The 18,340-nt window shown below is 60.3% G+C and carries 15 protein-coding genes and 3 pseudogenes; 8 read left to right on the plus strand and 10 right to left on the minus strand.

The window, feature by feature from the left end; genetic code table 11:
- Positions 1 to 207: 207 nt before the first annotated feature.
- The 3 genes and pseudogenes from ACEN42_RS41635 to ACEN42_RS41645 all read right to left on the minus strand — a co-directional run.
- Positions 208 to 411, minus strand: a complete 204-nt coding sequence (locus ACEN42_RS41635; protein ID WP_371884165.1) for a type II toxin-antitoxin system RelE/ParE family toxin — start codon at positions 409 to 411, stop codon at positions 208 to 210.
- Between the two features lie 200 nt (positions 412 to 611).
- On the minus strand, positions 612 to 1,328 hold the full coding sequence (locus tag ACEN42_RS41640) for a YrzE family protein (RefSeq protein ID WP_371884166.1): 717 nt from the start codon (positions 1,326 to 1,328) through the stop codon (positions 612 to 614).
- 47 nt (positions 1,329 to 1,375) lie between these two features.
- Positions 1,376 to 1,838: pseudogene (locus tag ACEN42_RS41645) on the minus strand (error-prone DNA polymerase); the annotation flags it as partial.
- Positions 1,839 to 2,518: 680 nt separating this feature from the next.
- On the opposite strand from ACEN42_RS41645, the gene ACEN42_RS41650 reads away from it, so the two are divergent.
- Positions 2,519 to 3,535, plus strand: a complete 1,017-nt coding sequence (locus ACEN42_RS41650; RefSeq protein ID WP_371884167.1) for a chemotaxis protein CheB — start codon at positions 2,519 to 2,521, stop codon at positions 3,533 to 3,535.
- A gap of 207 nt (positions 3,536 to 3,742) precedes the next feature.
- Here ACEN42_RS41650 and ACEN42_RS41655 read toward each other — a convergent pair whose 3' ends face one another.
- From ACEN42_RS41655 to ACEN42_RS41670, 4 genes are all read right to left on the minus strand, one after another.
- Positions 3,743 to 5,044: a cation:proton antiporter gene (locus ACEN42_RS41655; RefSeq protein WP_371884168.1), complete on the minus strand. Its 1,302-nt coding sequence runs from the start codon at positions 5,042 to 5,044 to the stop codon at positions 3,743 to 3,745.
- A gap of 389 nt (positions 5,045 to 5,433) precedes the next feature.
- The gene (locus tag ACEN42_RS41660) at positions 5,434 to 5,802 is read right to left on the minus strand and encodes a response regulator (RefSeq protein ID WP_371884169.1); all 369 of its coding nucleotides are present in this window, start codon (positions 5,800 to 5,802) and stop codon (positions 5,434 to 5,436) included.
- Positions 5,803 to 5,811: 9 nt separating this feature from the next.
- Entirely contained in the window at positions 5,812 to 8,946 is a 3,135-nt protein-coding gene (locus ACEN42_RS41665) for a CheR family methyltransferase (RefSeq protein ID WP_371884170.1), read from the minus strand.
- Positions 8,943 to 9,176, minus strand: a complete 234-nt coding sequence (locus tag ACEN42_RS41670) for a type II toxin-antitoxin system ParD family antitoxin (protein WP_371884171.1) — start codon at positions 9,174 to 9,176, stop codon at positions 8,943 to 8,945. Before ACEN42_RS41670 ends, ACEN42_RS41665 begins: the two co-directional genes overlap by 4 nt.
- 317 nt (positions 9,177 to 9,493) lie before the next feature.
- On the opposite strand from ACEN42_RS41670, the gene ACEN42_RS41675 reads away from it, so the two are divergent.
- The 3 genes and pseudogenes from ACEN42_RS41675 to ACEN42_RS41685 form a co-directional block, all read left to right on the plus strand.
- On the plus strand, positions 9,494 to 9,790 hold the full coding sequence (locus ACEN42_RS41675; protein WP_371884172.1) for a DUF6723 family protein: 297 nt from the start codon (positions 9,494 to 9,496) through the stop codon (positions 9,788 to 9,790).
- A gap of 464 nt (positions 9,791 to 10,254) precedes the next feature.
- Positions 10,255 to 10,485, plus strand: a complete 231-nt coding sequence (locus ACEN42_RS41680; RefSeq protein ID WP_371884173.1) for a hypothetical protein — start codon at positions 10,255 to 10,257, stop codon at positions 10,483 to 10,485.
- A 93-nt stretch (positions 10,486 to 10,578) separates the two neighbouring features.
- Positions 10,579 to 10,794, plus strand: a pseudogene (locus tag ACEN42_RS41685) (hypothetical protein); the annotation flags it as partial.
- Positions 10,795 to 11,129: 335 nt separating this feature from the next.
- On the opposite strand, the gene ACEN42_RS41690 reads toward ACEN42_RS41685, so the two are convergent.
- A complete protein-coding gene (locus ACEN42_RS41690) occupies positions 11,130 to 11,315 on the minus strand; it encodes a hypothetical protein (RefSeq protein ID WP_371884174.1) in 186 nt (61 codons plus the stop codon).
- A gap of 159 nt (positions 11,316 to 11,474) precedes the next feature.
- Here ACEN42_RS41690 and ACEN42_RS41695 point away from each other — a divergent pair.
- Positions 11,475 to 11,657, plus strand: a pseudogene (locus ACEN42_RS41695) (porin); the annotation flags it as partial.
- A gap of 269 nt (positions 11,658 to 11,926) precedes the next feature.
- On the opposite strand, the gene ACEN42_RS41700 reads toward ACEN42_RS41695, so the two are convergent.
- Entirely contained in the window at positions 11,927 to 13,390 is a 1,464-nt protein-coding gene (locus ACEN42_RS41700) for a mannitol dehydrogenase family protein (RefSeq protein ID WP_371884175.1), read from the minus strand.
- A 94-nt stretch (positions 13,391 to 13,484) separates the two neighbouring features.
- On the opposite strand from ACEN42_RS41700, the gene manD reads away from it, so the two are divergent.
- The 3 genes from manD to ACEN42_RS41715 are packed head-to-tail and all read left to right on the plus strand — an operon-like array spanning position 13,485 to position 17,118.
- Positions 13,485 to 14,693, plus strand: a complete 1,209-nt coding sequence (gene manD / locus ACEN42_RS41705; protein WP_371884176.1) for a D-mannonate dehydratase ManD — start codon at positions 13,485 to 13,487, stop codon at positions 14,691 to 14,693.
- Between the two features lie 34 nt (positions 14,694 to 14,727).
- Complete coding sequence (locus ACEN42_RS41710; protein ID WP_371884177.1) at positions 14,728 to 15,765, plus strand: L-idonate 5-dehydrogenase; 1,038 nt, start codon at positions 14,728 to 14,730, stop codon at positions 15,763 to 15,765.
- A gap of 57 nt (positions 15,766 to 15,822) precedes the next feature.
- Positions 15,823 to 17,118: an MFS transporter gene (locus ACEN42_RS41715; protein WP_371884178.1), complete on the plus strand. Its 1,296-nt coding sequence runs from the start codon at positions 15,823 to 15,825 to the stop codon at positions 17,116 to 17,118.
- A gap of 2 nt (positions 17,119 to 17,120) precedes the next feature.
- On the opposite strand, the gene ACEN42_RS41720 is transcribed toward ACEN42_RS41715, so the two are convergent.
- A complete protein-coding gene (locus ACEN42_RS41720) occupies positions 17,121 to 18,230 on the minus strand; it encodes a lactonase family protein (protein ID WP_371884179.1) in 1,110 nt (369 codons plus the stop codon).
- Between the last annotated feature and the right edge of the window lie 110 nt (positions 18,231 to 18,340).

The raw sequence follows: 18,340 nt of genomic DNA on the forward strand, positions 1-18,340 counted from the left end.
AAAATATACGTTGCATCGCTTTGCATGCAATGCGTCCTCGCGAAGCGGATGTTCGATAACTGCGCGCCGAGATCCGTCATCGGAGAGTCTGCGCCAACGGCGTGAACGAGCCGCGCAAACTGATAGCGGGTCTTTCACAGCGAGAACAGGCCACGTCGATATGGCTCGCTCGCATTGCCACGTCGGCCAGGTCGATGCTTCCGTTTGTCATGCCTTCGCCCGACGTCCGTAGCGCTGCCGCGCGCCGACGATGCGGACGATGTCGATAATCGCCTTTCGCTTCAGGATTCGATACACCAGCACGTGATTGGGCGCCGACACCATTTCGCGCGTGCAGCGCACGCGACCGATGCGGTATAACTCCGGATGCTCGGGCAGGGAGTCGGTCTTCTTTTCTATCTCGTCGTCCAACTCGAGCGCGGCCGTGGGTCGTCCTCTGCGATGTAGTCAAAGATTTTGCTGCGGTCCTCGTGCGCGCGTGCGCGCCACTCCAGATCAAGATTTAGCCCTCCGCTCGCCGCGAGTCGCTTGCGCAAAGAGGCCTTCTTGTCGGCCATCTCCTTTTGCACCGGACCGCCGGAAGTGCGTCGGCTGGTCGAAAACGCACTCGCTTAGAGACGACCGCCTCCTGGCACGGCACGGCTGCGCACCGGCGGCGTATCGGCGCCAGTAGCCGTACCACCGCTTTCTTCAAAGGGCGGTTGATGCCGAAAGCCAGCGCCGCCCGAGACGATGGCGATGATGGCCCCTACAATGAGCGCGGCAAAGGAGAACCAACTCGCTCGTGCGACGCCTCGTGCCGCGGCGTCTGCCGTCTCGCGCGCCGTCTGTTCGGCCTGCGGACTTGAAGCGGCCGACGCCGCCGATGCAACCGCTGCCTGTACTTGCTGCTTGGCGTTATCCACAATCGACGGGGTTGTGCCGGATTGATTTGCGGCAGTCGCGCTGACCTGTGCGCTCGTCGCTGCAACACTACCCGCAGTGCTTACTGCGCCGGTAATCAATGAGGTCATGCCGTACACGACGAGCAGCGTCATCACCGCCCAAGACAGCAGACCATGAAGCCATCCGAGCACTGGAGCGCAGCGGCCTGCGTAGTACGAGCCGACGAAAACCGCCAGGACGGTGGTGACGATGACCCAGACCCCCGACCCGAAGCCGAACCCATGCAATGGATCGGGCTTCGACATCGGCGACAGCAGCGAGGCGCCGATGGCCGTACCGAGCACGCTCATGATCAGATAGACAATCATCGAAAGAATGACGCCGGCGATGATGGAACCCCACGACAGCCGCGGCAGGCCGTCTTTGGTCGTTAGAAGTCGCATGATGGTCTCCGTCAGGGCGTTTTGGGGATGGTCCTGACGCTGCGCAATAGGCATGCCGCTTTCACTGGCATTGGCAAAATAGCGGACGCGACTTCGATCACAAGATCGTAGAACCTCGTGGCTGCATGCGGGGCAGCACGCTCATCTGCGCACGTGACTCGATCTGGAAGACACCGACTCTGTCCGGGCGCGAAATCATCTCATAGGTCGCTGCGTCTTCCGCCGGGATGTCCTGCATTTGAAACGCTCGCCGCGTTGTTCCGACACGATGTCCAGCGCACGTCGAATGGCCGACAACATGCCGAGCGCGAGCACGTCGATCTTCAGCAAGCCGAGCGCTTCCAGACCGTCCTTATCCCATTGGATGGCGCTTCGATCCGGCATCGCTGCGTTTTCGACCGGCACCAGGCGCGTCAGCTTGCCGCGGCTGATCACAAAGCCGCCCGAGTGCTGTGCCAAATGCCGCGGAAAATTCAGTATCTGCGCCGCGAGATTTACCCACATGGCAATGCGCACGGCCACTGCGCATCTGATCCCCTTTAGGATCATTTGCCTTTGCTTTGGCTGAAAACTCTGCATTCGAGTTTAGGACTGCCGTCGAGGAAACATGCCTCGCGATCAGCTACGGAGGGATCAGCGACGCGGTGACTGGTGAAGAAAAAGCCCGCCGCCATGGGCAAACGGGCCGAAGTACTACGCACGTTACAACGTCACTCCACGGGGAGCCCTCGTCTATGCGCAATGGCCGTGCCTCCATTCCCGCGAACGGAAATGGCTTGCCCAACGGCCCTAGCAGGCGAGCGGACGAGTTCAGTGCGAGGGGCCGTCGGGAGGCGCACTGTCATTTGAAAACAGCTACAGCTGGTTTGCGGCTCAATGCGCCTTCCTCAAATACCGCGCGAGCGCACCCTGGCAGCGGGTCCAGGCAGAAAAACGGGTAGCACGAAGGCCGCAAAAATTATCGGCGCGAGTCTGCCCGACCGTGCTTCTGTTCGCTTTGTCCAGGGATAACGAATGTATAGAGCGCGCTGACGTTGCGCATTCCTAGCCGCAAAGGGCACGTTGATGGCAGTCCATCGACGAGCCAACAAGCGAGACCGTGCTGCCGAGTGGGGGTGATTCCGCGCCACAGTGCCCTGAAACGACAGGTTTGGATTTTGCTCCCAGCACTTCAAAACGAGGCAGAAACCATGATGAAAACGATGAACGCGCGAGATATCGTGGTTGTGGCCGCGTCGCTTGGCGGCCTACAGGCACTGCGGACGATCCTGTCCTCGTTGCCCGCTGATTTTCCTGCGAGTATCTTCATCGTAATGCATATTGGGGCGTGGCCCAGCCAGCTCCCCGAGATTCTTCAGGCTGACTGCCCCCTGCCGGTCCTCCATGCGCTGGACGGCCAGCCCATCGCCAAAGCGACGATATATGTGGCGCCACCCGACCGCCACATGCTGATGCGCGACGGCGTTATTGTTCTGTCATCCGGACCAAAGGAGAATTTTGCCCGCCCGGCCGCTGACCCTTTGTTTCGTTGCGCAGCAGTCGAGTACGGCCCCCGTGTGATCGGCGTAGTCTTGACAGGTAAGCTTGATGATGGCGCTGCGGGGCTCAAAGCTGTTGACGCGTGCGGTGGCTTTACGATCGTTCAGGAACCGTCGTCCTGCGCCGCGCCCGATATGCCAAAAGCCGCTCTGCAGGCCGTTTCACCGAACAGGGTTGTGCCCATCGAAAGCATGGCCGCAGCTATCATCAGTGGACTCACTGACGATTCGCATAGAGGATTCAGCATGGACGGCCGCGAGCGGATTGTCCTGGAAACGAAAATAGCCTTGACAGGAAATTCATCGCCTAGCGATCTCGAGCGGCTCGGTCATCGGTCGAGCATGACATGCCCTGATTGCGGAGGCGTCGTGTGGCGCATCGGAAATGATTTACCACTTCGATTCCGCTGTCATACCGGGCATGCATTTTCGGCGCTGTCGCTTGAGTCGGAGCAGCGGAACGGGGCTGAGAACGCGCTATGGTCGGCTGTGCGGCATTTGCAGGAGAGCTTGCTCCTTGTAGAGGAACTCGTCTCGCTGGCCGAATCCGAACGTCGCTCCGAAGTGAAAGAGCTACGCGTTCGAAAAGACCGTTTGCAGGCGACCATAGAAGCAACTAGGCAATTGGCGCTGGAGTCCAGCACGTCGACGGCGGAAAAACTGGCGTAGAAAGGTTGAAGGTCCGCGGCTTCGCTCCGGGGTTGTCCGTCGGTAGGTACTCGCTGGCTGACAACGGCTCGAAAGAAGATCGCTTGCGCCATTTGGACCGCCGCCCCGGGCGGCTCGGTCGACCGGCGGCAATCGCCTCTTCTGTCGGCACTTTCATGTTCATCGCGGTTGTTCCGCCCTTTGCAGAAAGCGACCTTCGGGACGCGATCACTTCTTCAGATAGCGGTCGAGCAGCACGGTCGCAGTGGCGCCATGCAAGAGCACGGACAATACAATGGCCGCCAAGATGATCGGCAGGAGTTGAGCAACCGTGCCGTGCCCGGCCTTCTCTAACGAAAACAGCAGGTAGTAAAACGCGCTGACCCCGCGCAGTCCCAGCCACGCCGACAGGACGCGCTGGTGGCGATCCATCGATGAGCCGATGAGCGAGAGGCTGCTGCCAAGTGGTCGAGCGATGACGAAAAGGAAAAGGACGGGCCAGATCACCGACCAGTGAAGCAACTCCCGCCAGTGCGCAGACACTGTGCTGCCGATGATGACCATGAGCCCCAGTTCGATGAACCGTTCCATTTCGACGGAAAAGCCCATCATCGATTCAGCGATATAGGCGTGGGCCAGTTCAGGGTCCTTGGCCGCTTGTTCGCGCTCGCCGCGCTCGACTGATTGCAACGCCTCGTTGGGCGGTGTTTCGCCGGTGGCCTTCATTTCCTGCCGCCTGAGAGCGACGCCTGCCACAAAAACCGCAATAAAGGCGTATCCGTCGACGATGAGTGTCGCCCCGTACGTCAGTGCCACTAGCCCGAGCGCGAGGAAACCTTCCAGGCCCAACGCCAGGTCGTAGCGTATGCGCAGCCTGGTCACGAGAACGACGACACCGGCGCCCAACGCCCATCCGATGACGACAGCGGCGCAAAGACCCCACAGGATCGCAAGGGCGAACGTCCAAGGTTCACCGCTGCCGAGGCTATGGACGCCGCACAAGGCGAGCGCGATGTAGACCATCGGCGAGGCCGCGCCGTCGTTGAGTCCACCCTCCGATGACAAGGCGAAGCGCAGCGGCTCATCGTCGCCCGCTTCCTCGACCCGGAGTTCATTGGCCAGCACGGGGTCGGTCGGCGCCAGCACCGAGGCGAGCAGCAGCGCTGGGCCAACGGCAAGCCCGAGACCCCACCGCGTTGCGACAAACATCACGGCGATGGGGATCAGCATGGCAGGGCCGGCGAGTCGCAGCGTCAATTTCCGAAGCGGATTTGAAAGTTCGATTCGCAGGTACATCCCGATAGCAAACAGGGAGACCATGAGTCCCGCTTCGACGAGCGTGCGCAGCAGCGTAACGTCTCGCTCGAGGTCGAGCGTCAACAAGCCGGCGCACGCCGGACCGAGTGCGAAGCCGACAACCAGATACACCATCGCGCCCGTCATCGGCAACCGCTCAACGAACTTTCGGCCGATCGCCATCAGGACCATTAGCGCCCCGACGATCAGGAACCAAACGGCTTCAATCGTCAAGGTCGCCTCCTCGCGGCAGTCTGCTACAGCTTCCGAAAAAAGCTTGGATAAAAAGCGGCATTGGTCGCTTCGCTTCACCGGCATGGAAAAGCGAGATAGGGGCCATAGGAACAGAGCAACGTTCAGTGGCGTGGGCGTTGCCGTGACGCAAGGCTCAGCTTCGCAGCGGCGCCAACGAAGCGACGCTGGCGTTTGCCGCACGCACTGCGAGGTAATTGCAACAGGGGACCCTTAACCACGGATCGCACCGCCTTCTGGACGCAGCGAGCCGCCCGAGCACGTCACGCTGGGATGAGAGCCCTGAGCCGCCGCAAGCACAAGTTTCTCAGTCCAGCCACAAATTGTCATTCGGCGGCGGGGACGACGGGGGGATTCATGCCTCCGGCCCATCACGCTTTGAGGGCGTTCAAGATCGCCCGGTGGTCAAATGGCTTTTGGCAACGCGGATAATGTCGATAGTCTTCAGCAAGAGCATCGATGCCGTAGCCCGTCGCAAAAACGAAGCGGATGTCCCGCGACGCGAGCGCATCGGCCACCGGATACGACTTCTCGCCGTTCAGGTCGACGTCCAGAACCGCGGCGTCCACCTTTTCGCGACCTGCCTCGAGCAGCGCGACGGCTTCTTGCGCGCTGGCGATCGGCCCGACGACGCGGGCTCCCGCTTCCTCGAGTACGGTCGAAAGCGCGAGCGCCACCAGATAGTCGTCCTCGACCACCATGATGCTTCGACCGTCCAGTATTCTTGCCCGTTCGTTCATGTCCGCCTTCTATACGTCATGCGAGGTGGCCGGCGGCAACGGTATTTCGATGTGACATGAAACGCCGTCGCGATTGAACGCCAGTTCTGTGCGGGCACGCAGGGTAAATCTCAGCGCTTTCTCAATCAACTGGCGTCCGAAACCGCTCTTCGAGCGGTCGGGCGCCACGCGCACACCGCTTTCGACCCAGTCGATCACGAGTGAGGCGGTATCATGCCCCTCGGGCTCAACCTTCCAGCGAACCTCCAGGCGTGCGGCCGCATCCCTCAGCGCACCATACTTAACGGCGTTGGTCGTCAGCTCGTGTAAAACGAGCGCGATGGTTTGTACATTGCGGAACCCGAGCGGCACCACCGGGCCGCCCAAAACAATCCGGTCACCGTCCGCGACGCCAAGCGCATCAAACTCGAGCTTCACGATGTCGCCGAGGTTGATCAGATTGCCGTCCGCCTCGCCGATGAGTCCTTGTAGACGACCGAGTGCTGCCAAGCGGCTGTTGAACGTCTCGAGTGCGACGTCCTGCTTGAGCGTCTGCTGGGCAATCGACTGAATCACCGTCAGCAGGTTGCGCGTGCGGTGCTGCAGCTCGGCGATCAACACGTTTTGCCTTTCCTCCGCATGCACCATGCCAGTAACGTCGACGAAGGTGATCACGACGCCGTCGGATTTTCGCTCTCCATTGCGATAGGGTGCCAGGCGCACCAAGAAATGCCTCAGGCCGTCCTTGCTGCACACGTGGCGTTCGCGCGGCTTGTCATTGTTGAACACAGCCTCGATATCTGCCTCTAATCCCGGCAGTTCCAGCCGGCTGACGAGTTCCGTGATAGGTCGACCTCGATCAATCGCGCGGATGTGAAAAATGCCGTCCATGGCCGGCGTGAACGAACGGATCACCAGATTACGGTCAAGAAACACGGTTGCAACCGACGTGCTCTCGAACAGGTTCTGCAGGTCGCTGTTCGAGCGATCGAGCGCTTCGATCTTGCGGCTCAGTTCGAGATTGACGGTGTGCAACTCTTCGTTAAGCGACACCAGTTCTTCCTTCGACGCCTCCAGCTCTTCATTCGACGACTGCATTTCCTCGTTGACCGACACCAGTTCCTCATTCGATGACTTGAGTTCCTCGAGCGCGGTCTCATACTCTTCGATCATCGACTGAAGGCGTTCGCGGGTGTCGCGCAACTCCTTTTCGATCTGCACGGTCGTTCCGTAGTGCGTGGCCTGGGCGCGCACAAGCGCCTCCTCGCGTGAGAGCACGGGGCCCTGATCGTTGAACACGACGAGATACATGCGCTCACCGTTGTTCTGGCCAGTCACCGGCTCGACGCTCAGGCTGATCGCCTGTACGCGATCTTCGTCGCCTTCGATTACCACGCCCTCGCGCGTGACCGGGCGACCCGATTCGACGGCCTCACGAAACACTGAGCGCAGATCCAGGCCTAGTCCCTTTCGGGCCATGGTGAATAGCTGGCGCGTCGGCGCACCGGATGCCGCCTCCAGATACTTGCCGGTGCGTGCGGAGTAATACAGGACATCGCCATCGCGCGAAGCGAGCACATGCGGAGGCGTGAAACGCTCCAGCATGTGGTTGTCGACCACGTGGCGCAACGCCGCGCCTGTCAGCGCGGGACGACCGGGTGCGAGTTCGGCGATTTGACCGACTTTTAGGGATGACACCGACAGCGGCACGCGAAGCTGCGGCAAAACATCGGCGCGGCGGCGGAAGATCCGGTGCTTCTTTTCAACGGGTACGAAAAGCTCGTCGAACTGGCTCACGCCTTCGGACGTACCGAGAAACAGGTAGCCATCCGGGCGCAGCGCGTAGTGGAACGTCGGGATGACCTGGTTCTGAATCTCGGTGCCGAAGTAGATCAGCAGATTGCGGCAGGAGACGAGGTCAATGCGCGAAAAGGGCGGATCACGAATGATGCTGTGCGGCGAGAAGATGCAGAGATCGCGGACTTCCTTGGCGAGAACGTAACTACTGCCATCGCGAACGAAGAATCGCTGTCGCCGCTCCTCCGACACACCGTCCAGCAACGGCAGCGGGTAGCGCGCTGACCGAGCAACACCGAGCGCCGCGTCGTCAATGTCGGTCGCAAAGATTTGCACGCGCGGTGCGCGTTCGAACCCATCGATGTGCTCGCGCATGAGCATGGCGATGGAATAAACTTCCTCGCCGGTGGCGCAACCCGGCACCCAAACCCGAACCGTGTCGTTGACCCCGCGCCCTTCAAAAAGCTTCGGCAAGACGATGTCAGCGAGCGCTTCAAATGCGTGGGCGTCGCGAAAGAAGCTGGTGACATTGATCAGCAGGTCGCGAAACAATGCCGCGACCTCTTCCGCGTCCGAGGACAGTCGTTCGACATACGCTTCAGGCGTTTCCATTTCCAGCACCTGCATGCGCCGCTGCACACGGCGCAGGAAGGTGCTCACTTTGTAGCCGCTGAAATCATGTCCAACCTGGTTGCGCAGGATCGCATAAATTGCATTGCGAGGTTCATCAAAAACGGCGCCTTCGGGTTGCGCACCGGCGTTCCCGGCCAGCATGTCGAGCATGAAGCCACCCGCTGCAAAGCTGGCCAGTTTCGCGCCCATCTGTTCGGCGGATACGGCGAAGTCGACCAGGCCGGTGGAAATTGCGCTCCTGGGCATGTCCGCATGGTTGGGGCCGAAACCGTCGGCCGCCTGTGCCAAGGTGAGTCCGCCGTGCTCCTTGATGGCCTTGATGCCCAGTGTCCCGTCAGAGTCGCCACCGGACAGCACTACCCCGGCGGCCAATTCGCCAACGTCGGCCGCGAGCGCGCTGAAAAAGAGATCGATGGGTTTGCGCTCCCGCCGGTGAGCATCCTGCGCGTGGACGCGAAGCGTACGTTCCTCCACGGTGACGACCGCGTCGGCCGGTAACAGATACACGGTATCGACTTCAATGGACGTGTTATCGGTAATGGCGTGCACCGGCATGGCGGTGAAGCGCGATACGATCTCCGGCAGCATGCTTTCGCGATCGGGGCTTAAATGGGTGATGATCACGCACGCCAAGCCGGGCTTCTCGGGCATGCCGTGAAAAAACCCCTCCAGTGCCTCAACCGCACCTGCGGAGGCACCCACGCCTACAATCGGAAAATCGGCCGCTGATCTCATGCTTTCTCCATCGCGGCGCGCGCCTTCCCGTGCGCGCGCGCCGGTTGCTTCGTTCGCGCAGTAACCGTGCGGCCCGACGAGGCGCGGTGTGACGCCTGCTCTTCGAGAAGCCGCAGACCGGCACGGACAACCTCGCTGGCTGAGCTATATCGACCTGAGGCGACTTCCGTTCGTATGAACGTAGCGAGACGCTCCGTTAGACTGACGCTGAACGCGTGCTTGCTTGGCATGGGCGACTGGTGACTGGTTGGGTATCACCCTATAGTATCCCTTCGGCCGCAGTGCGCTCATACATTTTCCATCCGACGACCGCATCCGGCCGGATCCGGTGCCCCGCACGGATCCGTCGGCGAGAGGCTAAAGATCAGCGCTCAATACAGGCCTGTCGAAGGCCGTCGCCTCGACGAACCGAATTATTTGGCTGTTGCGGCACTATTCGTGCTGCTTTTCAGTTGATCGGTGCGCGCGAATATAGGGAAGTTCCCATTACACGGGCTTACCGTGGTTGTTAAAGCACACTTCCACACGTCTGAGCTGCGGTGGACGAATGACCCATTTGACTGGAAAGCGTCCCAAGTTGGTCTTCTATCCGACGCGAAAGAGTCCGCCCAGGCCTGCAGCCAGCGAAGACGACTTCCGTATCTATGCCTCGTATCGCGGGAGCAAGACCGCTGGGTATTTGGGAACCTTGAAGGTTGTAAGAGTCACGGACGGGCGGCTACTCTATCCTTTCGACGGCGCTGACGCGATCGGTCTATATTCGACGAAAGAAGAGGCCATCCGCGCGGCACAACAACGCGGTGAGGAGATCGTCAGCGCCGATCTTGCTTGCCCGGAGCTTTGAAGGGGCGTATTGCGCACTGGGCGGTCCGGCGACGCATCGCCTCGAACGGTGTCAGCGGATTCATCGGTAGCCCTGGCAGGACCTCGTGGCCGTCTCTTCCGACGCGGCGTCTGCGACGCTCCCTCACCAAGCACGGGAATATCACGGTGTCTCTCTGATCAATCTATTTCGCGACGAACTGTTCGTGCCAGTGAATCAATGACTCTGCGATGATTCGGTTGCGCGAGAGGAATGCTAGCCCGGGTCGCAAGCTCTGTATAAGCGGAAATGTTGCACCGATCAGCGGAAATAGCGAACCTCAACACTTTCAACCCTTGCATCGACAGCGATGTGCCGACGATTGCGAGCCAGTTCGGCCATCGCATGTCCTCGTAGGACGTCGGTCGTGAAAGGAAAATGCTTCGCTCTGGATTTTTTCGCGCTATGCTGATTTGATCCTTATGACACGGAGGGAGACAGAGAAGATGATCTTCTATCACCACGGTGCAGCCATTCAACCATCGGTAACGCGGATCGGTTGTACCTACGTCGCGCGTGCATCCATCCTCGAAGAAGACGGCGAAGCGACCTCTCTCGGAGACCTCGGTGCATTCGCGAGCAAAGACGGTGCATACCGGTTCGCCATCAAATGCGCATTCGCTTTCGTCGATGGGGAATCGCTGCCGCTCCCGCCTTTCAAAGTCACGACACAATAATCGATCGGCGCTTCGGGGACACTTCCATCGAACAGCTGTGCTCGCAGCCGTGGATGCAGCCTGCAACCACGCCTAAAATTGAGCGGAACAGTGATGTTCATGACGCAAAATACACTCGATGATTTCCGCAGTTCCAAGGGTTGGACCGCTGGCGGCACAGGACCGGTGGCGCTTGTAAAGCTTGGTGCGAATGGCGCCATCGATACGACCACGGCAACCGCTCCGGTTCAAGTCGTCATCCTGACTAACGCCGGCCTGATGGGCGACGTATCGTCGACGGGAACCAAGGTAACGCGTATGGATCTTTGATTGTTCTGTTGCAGCAATGGAGGGCGGGATGCCGCGGTGGCCTCGCGCCCTGTTTTGACTACACTCGAAATCTGGTAGTCGGAACACGTATCGTTGCGACCTGCTTCGTAGATCAGGCGACTGGCCGTGGCCGATCGCGAAAAGCTTCTCGTCGGAATAATCGTTCTAGGAGATGTTCCATGAAGGGCGTCCCGGTCGATATGAAGATCGAGCAGTCCTTGTCTGTCTCCAGAAGCCGTCATTTAAGGGTTCGTGCCGCACCCGGCGGGCTCCGGGTAGGAGCAGTCTGGCAACTTCTCCGTTCCTACACGACAAACGTCGACGAGGTGACGATCTCATTCCATCGCCGAAAAGACTATGAGGAAGTAACGTTCTTCTTGCGCCGTTTCCAGTTCGACGTCGAGCACGCCGGCGAACCCGTCGCCCTCCGCTTCATGACGAGCGCGCAGCTCGTCGAAAGTGAGCATCCAGTCGAACCGACCGTCGGGCGTTTCCTCAATGGCGTAGGCGAGCCAGGACATGCTTTTCCTTCTCCGTGTTTGCTTGTTGAACGTTTGCCGCGGCGTAAAGCGGCGCGCGGCCAGGCATGCCCTGGTTAACGGCGCGGGCCCTGCTAACGGCGCGGGCCCTGCGAACTTGACCTGAGCGCCGTCTCCGTACGGCGTGCCCGCGTTGGCGCGCCTGCGGACCCGACGCTTATCTCGGTTCGGGCGAATTATTCGCTTTCGAAACGAACCACCCTTTATCTCTCGGGTGGGTATGCTTTTGCGCAGCATTACCAAAATGTGAGTCTTTCTCGCGACCTCACCGGAGCTGCCGATCTGCAAGCGGGGGTAACGGCGGGGCTGCAACACCGCTTCTGACGTCGACCGGGGCCGTTCAATCGTTTGATCCTCGGCAGGAGGATCGCAACTCCCGACCCTTTCAGCTTCGCCCTGATACAAGAGACGTTATGGATCGTGCATGTCGCATAGAGCAAGATCTCGAACGATTGCTGATTCCAGCGGATGGTCGGAAAACGTCAGGTCTCTCGGGTAATCATCACCTAAGCGATCGCCGTCGAGGTCGGGAATGGAGGCGGCGCTACGCTTTTCGACAGCCAGCACAAACGGATAGTGCCGCAGCTATCTTCTTAAGCATAGCCTTCGATCGCGCCGCGCGTTCCCCTTTCCAGCGAACACGCGGCGCGCACCAGCGCATCTCGCAACGCGGATGAAGCCGCAAGCGACGCAGGAAATACGTCAGGCACGCCGAGCATGGCATCGACGAGATGTTCCGCATCTTGCGCGGACGAAGCGAGTTGCGTGAGCTGTTCGGCGTACGGATCGCTGACCGCGTAACGCGTGCCGTCTTCCGCCGTGCCGCGCAGAAACAAGAACCACGCCGCCACGCCAAGCGCGAGCCGCTCGAACGGCTCGCCGCTCCGCAGACGCGCATCGATGGTCGAAAGAATGCGCGGCGGCATCTTCTGACTGCCATCCATCGCAATCTGCGCGCAGCGATGCTTCAGCGCAGGATTCGCGTAACGTTCGAGCAACGCATCACGATAGGCGAGCAGATTGAACGATGCGGGCACGTTCAGCGTCGGCGCGATCTCTTCCGTCATCATCGCGTGGATGAGCTGGCGCAGGGGCGCGTGGCCGATAGCATCGCTGATGGTTTCGAAGCCCGCAAGCATCGACAGATAGGCAAGCGTCGAATGGGTCGCATTGAGCATGCGCAGCTTCGCGATTTCAAATGGCCCGACCTCTTCCACCAGTTGCGCGCCCGCGACTTCCCAGGCGGGACGCCCCGCGGGAAAGCGGTCTTCGATCACCCATTGCCGGAACGGTTCGCACGGAACCGGCGCTTCGTCGATGAAACCGAGCGCGTCACGAGCCGCCTCGCGATCCGCATCCGTCGTCGCAGGCACGATGCGGTCAACCATCGTTGATGGAAACGACACTTCCGCATAGATCCACGCCGCAAGCTCCTTGTCGAGCCGCGCCGCGTACGACACCACGACCTGCTTCAGCGCTGCGCCGTTATGCGAGAGGTTGTCGCATGAGAGCACGGTGAACGGCGACACGTTAGCATCGAGGCGCGCTTTCAATGCAGTCGTGAGAATGCCAGGTACCGTAGACGGTTCCTCAGGTTGCGCGAGATCGCGAATAACGCCTTCGTTAGAGAAGTCCGCATCGCCGGTTTTGGCGTCGCGGCAATAACCTTTCTCGGTCACGGTCAACGACACAATGCGCACACGTGCGTTCGCGAGCAATTCGAACAGACTCGCGCGGTCGGCCGGCATGGCGAGCACTTCGCACAGCGCACGCGCGACCGTCACGCGCACGCCATCCGGGCCGCGTTCAACGACGCTATAGAGGCCGTCCTGTGCCATCAACGCATTGCGCTTGGTGACATCGCCTTGCAGCGTGACGCCGCAGATGCCCCAGTCGCCGCCGCGCGCGAGCATTGCCTCCTCGGTATAGAGCGCCTGATGCGCCCGATGAAAATTGCCGATCCCCAAATGCACGATGCCGATCTCCGGCGCACGCCATTCGGGCGAGAGTAGATGAGCCTGCAGAGCATCGATACGAGCGCGTGAAAGTCTGGTCATATGTTTGAGCGATGAAGGGAAAACCCAGGTGACTGAGTAACATACTGGTATGGTAGTATTGTCTCGAAGGCTTCGCTATCTAAGGAATTCCCCTATGAAGATCATTCGCGCTGATGTCATCGTGACGTGTCCGGGCCGCAACTTCGTCACGCTCAAGGTGGTGACGGACGAAGGCGTGTACGGCATCGGCGATGCCACGCTCAACGGCCGCGAACTCGCCGTTGCATCGTACTTGAAGGACCACGTGTGTCCGATGCTGATCGGGCGCGATCCGGGCCGTATCGAAGATACCTGGCAATTGCTCTACAAGGGCGCGTACTGGCGGCGCGGCCCGGTGACGATGACCGCTATCGCCGCCGTCGATATGGCGCTGTGGGACATTCTCGGCAAGGTCACGAATACGCCGCTGTACAAGCTGCTTGGCGGCGCATCTCGCGATAGCGTGATGGTCTACGGCCACGCGACAGGCCGCGACATTTCCGAAGCGCTCGACAAGTATGAGGAGCACATCGAGCAAGGCTACAAGGCGATCCGCATTCAATGCGGCGTGCCGAACATGCGCTCGGTCTATGGCGTGTCGAAAGGCGACGACATGTACGAACCTGCGACGAAGGGCGCGGTGGAAGAGCAAAGCTGGTCGACGGAAAAGTATCTTGACTTCGTGCCGAAGCTCTTTGAAGCCGTGCGCGACAAGTTCGGGTTCGATACGCATCTGCTGCACGACGTGCATCACCGTTTGACGCCGATCGAAGCGGCGCGGCTGGGTAAATCGGTCGAGCCATATCGGCTGTTCTGGATGGAGGATCCGACTCCCGCGGAAAATCAGGCGGGCTTCCGTCTGATCCGCGAGCACACGGTCACGCCGATTGCCGTCGGCGAAGTGTTCAACAGCATCTGGGATTGCAAGGAGCTGATTGAAGAGCAACTGATCGACTATATCCGCGCGACGCTGACGCATGCGGGCGGCATCACGCATCTCAGGCGGATTGCGGATTTCGCGTCGCTGTATCAGGTGCGCACGGGTTGTCATGGGCCGTCGGATTTGTCGCCGGTCTGCATGGGCGCGGCGTTGCACTTCGACTTGTGGGTGCCGAACTTCGGCGTGCAGGAATACATGGGCTTCCCCAAAGAGGCGTACGACGTGTTCCCGCATGCCTGGTCGTTCGATCGCGGCATGATGCATCCCGGCGATGCGCCCGGTCATGGCGTCGATATCGACGAGGCACTTGCAGCGAAGTATCCCTACGATCCCGCTTATCTCCCGGTCGCGCGTCTGGAAGACGGCACGCTGTGGAACTGGTGATACGCCCACTAAATTCAGAGAGAAGAGACAAACCATGCTCGCAGCCGTACTTCACGAAGCAAAGAAACTTTCCATCGATGAAATCGAAACGCCGCAGCCATTAGCCGGACAAGTGCAGATTCGCGTGCGCGCGGGCGGCATCTGCGGTTCGGACCTGTCGTATTACTTCAAAGGAAAGAGCGGCGATTTCGCAGTGCGCGAGCCGTTCGTGCTGGGCCACGAAGTCGCCGGTGAAATCGCGGCGCTGGGCGAAGGCGTGACGGGTCTGCGCGTCGGTCAGCGTGTTGCGGTGAATCCAGGTCTAAATTGCGGCGAGTGCCGGTTCTGCGTGAAGGGCATGCCGAATCACTGCCTGAATATGCGCTTCATGGGCAGCGCATCGACGTTTCCGCATATGCAGGGTATGTTCCGCCAGTACATCACGGCGGCGGCGCGCCAGTGCGTGCCGGTGCCCGATTCGCTGGACTACGCGCAGGCATCGATGGCGGAACCGCTTGCGGTGGCGCTGCATGCCTTGAGGCAGGCGGGAACGCTGGTCGGCGCGAAAATGCTGCTCGTCGGTTGCGGGCCGATCGGCTGCATCGTGCTAGCTGCCGCGCGCCGGGCAGGTGCACATCGCATCGTAGCGCTCGATCTTGCACCGAAAGCATTGCAGATGGCCGTCACACTCGGCGCCGATGAAACCGTCCTCGCCAGCGATACCGCGAAGATCGACGAATGGTCGCGCAACCGCGGCACATTCGATGTCGTGATCGAGGCTTCGGGCAGCCCTGCGGGTCTGGATACCGCGTTGCGCGCAGCAAGCGCGGGCGGCACGGTGATCCAGCTCGGCAACCTTCCCGCAGGCCAGTCGCCGATCGCGGCGAATCTCGTGATGGCGAAGGAACTGCGCTACCAAGGCTCCTTCCGTTTCACGGATGAATACGCCGTCGCCGCCGAAATGCTGGCATCGCGCCGCATCGACTTGAAGCCCTTGATGACGCACTCGTTTGCGCTCGAAGACGCGAATCAGGCTTTCGAAGTCGCGCACGACCGCGATCAGTCGATGAAGGTTCATATCCAGTTCGACTGATATCAACGAGCCGCTAACCAAGCACGAGAAAAACAAGGCGGCGCATCGGAGACTCACATGTTCAAAAGCCAGCGATGGTTCGTCGTCGCGTTGCTGTTTCTTGCGGGCGTCATCAACTATCTCGATCGCGCGGCGCTCTCGATCGCCGCGCCGCTGATCCAGAAGGACCTGCACTTCACGCATGCGGAAATGGGCGTGGTGTTCAGCAGCTTCTTTATCGGCTATGCGCTGTTCAACTTTGTCGGCGGCTTATTGTCGGACAAGATCGGAGCGAAGAAAGTCTTCGGCGGCGCGATGGGCATCTGGTCGCTGTTCTGCGGCGCGACGGCGCTTGCGAGCAGCCTTGCATCGCTGATCGTATTGCGGGTACTGTTCGGGATGGGCGAAGGGCCGTTCAGCTCATCGAATAGCAAGATGATCAACAACTGGTTTCCACGACGTGAAGTGGCGAGCGCCATCGGCGTGCTGAATTCAGGCACGCCGCTCGGCGGTGCGCTGGCGGGACCGATCGTCGGTTACATGGCGGTGCAATTTGGCTGGCGCTGGGCGTTCGTCATCATCATGTGTATCGGCTTTGTGTGGCTCGTCCTGTGGGCGTTGACGACGACCGAGCTTCCGCAGCAGAACAAGCGCGTATCGAAGAGCGAACTCGCGCTGATCGTTGCAGGCCAGCAAACCGATGAATCGATGGACAAGGTCGCGCACGGCGAAACGCGCCTCGGCTTCTATCTGCGTCAGCCGATCATTCTTGCTACGGCGTTCGCGTTTTTTGCCTACAACTACGTGTTGTTCTTTTTCCTCTCGTGGTTCCCCACGTATCTGACCGAAGCACATCACATGTCTTTGCGCGATATGAGCGTCGCGACGGTGGTTCCGTGGTTGCTGGGCAGCATCGGACTGGCGGCGGGCGGGTTCGTCACGGACAAAATCTTGCGCGTCACCGGCAAGCCGCTGCTGGCACGGCGCATCGTGTTGTCGGTGTGTCTGGGGATGGCGGCGCTGTGCGTCGGTTTCGCGGGCCGCGTGCAGACGATGCAGGGCGCCGTTGCGCTAATGTCGGTGACGATCTTCTTCCTCTATGTCACCGGTTCGGTCTATTGGGCCGTGATTCAGGATACCGTGCGGCGCGAGCGTGTTGGGGGCGTGAGCGGCTTCGTGCATCTGCTGGCAAATCTGGCAGGTGTGATCGGGCCGGCGGTGACGGGCTTTATCGTCGAAGCGGCGCATGGCGCCTATGGTGCGGCGTTCGTGCTGGCAGCTTGTATCGCGGTGCTAGGCGCATTGTGTGCATTCGTCTTTATCCGCGAGCCGAAAGGCCAGGCGAGCCGCGAAGCGCGGACCCGCACGGCTTGATCTTACGCGACGCACTTGATGCACATCGGCGTGCCGATCTCGACTTGATCGGCTTTCTCGACGATGCATCCGTTCGCATCGTCGAGACGCCACACGACGAGATTATCGCTGTTCTGATTCGCCGCAAGCAGGAAGCGTCCCGACGGCGACAGCGTGAAGCTGCGCGGCGTGCGTCCGCCGCTCGGGTGCGTGCCGCAACATTCGACGATGCACCCATCCTCCGCGAGCGCAAAAACACCGATGCAATCGGCGCCTCTGAACGATGCGTAGAGAAACCGGCCATCGTTGGCAATGGCGATATCGGCGGCGGCGCTCGAAGCAACATCGACTTCGATGGTTTGTTCGATGGCAAGCGCGCCGCTCGCCCGGTCGTAAGAGAGCCGGCACAAGGTGTTATTCAGCTCGTTCACGACATACACGCAATCGAGCGTCGGATGAAACACGAGATGACGCGGGCCGCTGGCCGGTTTCACTCGCAGCGCCTCGATTTCCGGCGCGAGCAAAGCGCATTCTTCGCCGCCGATGCGGTAAGTCGATATCGTGTCCGTGCCAAGGTCCGTGACGAGCGCAAACTGGTTATCTGGCGACGCCACCACGCAATGGGCATGCGGCACGCCTTGCCTTTCCTGGTTTGGCCCCGAGCCGGAATGCGCAAACTCTCTGACGGCAGCCGACAGCGACCCGTCGGCCTGAACGGCATAAGCAACGACATGCCGCCCGGGCGCTTCGCCCGGCGTCTCGTGAGCATAGTTTGCAACGAACGCATAACGGCCGTCACGATCTGTCGAACAATGCGCGGAAAGACTGCCGCGCGTCGCACGCCGCTCTCCGATTTCCGTCATCGTGCCGGTCGCATCGTCGTAGCGATATGAGGCGATGAAGCCTTCCGCATCGCCGAAGGTTTCGCTGGTCGCATAAAGCATCGTGCGCGAAGGGACCACCGCGAGATAGGTCGGATTGTCCATGCCGCCCAGTTCATTTAACTGCCGAAGCTTGCCGCTTTCTTCATCGAGCGAAAGTATGCTGATGCCTCGACCATTCGCCGCCGCGAAATGCGGCACAGCGCGATTGAGGCTGCCTACGAACACGAGCGTTTCCTTATGTTGCTTCATCGATCTCCCTCATGTGGATGTCCGTCAACCGAAGGTTACGCAAGACATCATGTTCGACGTTTTAGGACAAGTACCTACTTGTATGGTAGTAGGTTAATGTTTATGATTCA

Origin of the sequence: Caballeronia sp. S22 (genome assembly GCF_964261745.1) — a bacterium.
GTDB lineage: Bacteria > Pseudomonadota > Gammaproteobacteria > Burkholderiales > Burkholderiaceae > Caballeronia > Caballeronia jiangsuensis.

Excerpts from the sequence above, each read along its gene's own strand:
- ACEN42_RS41665 (WP_371884170.1), bottom strand. The coding sequence starts at position 8,946 with ATGAGATCAGCGGCCGATTTTCCGATTGTAGGCGTGGGTGCCTCCGCA.
- ACEN42_RS41675 (WP_371884172.1), top strand. The coding sequence starts at position 9,494 with ATGACCCATTTGACTGGAAAGCGTCCCAAGTTGGTCTTCTATCCGACG.
- ACEN42_RS41660 (WP_371884169.1), bottom strand. The coding sequence starts at position 5,802 with ATGAACGAACGGGCAAGAATACTGGACGGTCGAAGCATCATGGTGGTC.
- ACEN42_RS41720 (WP_371884179.1), bottom strand. The coding sequence starts at position 18,230 with ATGAAGCAACATAAGGAAACGCTCGTGTTCGTAGGCAGCCTCAATCGC.
- ACEN42_RS41710 (WP_371884177.1), top strand. The coding sequence starts at position 14,728 with ATGCTCGCAGCCGTACTTCACGAAGCAAAGAAACTTTCCATCGATGAA.
- ACEN42_RS41650 (WP_371884167.1), top strand. The coding sequence starts at position 2,519 with ATGATGAAAACGATGAACGCGCGAGATATCGTGGTTGTGGCCGCGTCG.
- ACEN42_RS41640 (WP_371884166.1), bottom strand. The coding sequence starts at position 1,328 with ATGCGACTTCTAACGACCAAAGACGGCCTGCCGCGGCTGTCGTGGGGT.
- manD (WP_371884176.1), top strand. The coding sequence starts at position 13,485 with ATGAAGATCATTCGCGCTGATGTCATCGTGACGTGTCCGGGCCGCAAC.
- ACEN42_RS41715 (WP_371884178.1), top strand. The coding sequence starts at position 15,823 with ATGTTCAAAAGCCAGCGATGGTTCGTCGTCGCGTTGCTGTTTCTTGCG.
- ACEN42_RS41700 (WP_371884175.1), bottom strand. The coding sequence starts at position 13,390 with ATGACCAGACTTTCACGCGCTCGTATCGATGCTCTGCAGGCTCATCTA.
- ACEN42_RS41690 (WP_371884174.1), bottom strand. The coding sequence starts at position 11,315 with ATGTCCTGGCTCGCCTACGCCATTGAGGAAACGCCCGACGGTCGGTTC.
- ACEN42_RS41670 (WP_371884171.1), bottom strand. The coding sequence starts at position 9,176 with ATGCCAAGCAAGCACGCGTTCAGCGTCAGTCTAACGGAGCGTCTCGCT.
- ACEN42_RS41680 (WP_371884173.1), top strand. The coding sequence starts at position 10,255 with ATGATCTTCTATCACCACGGTGCAGCCATTCAACCATCGGTAACGCGG.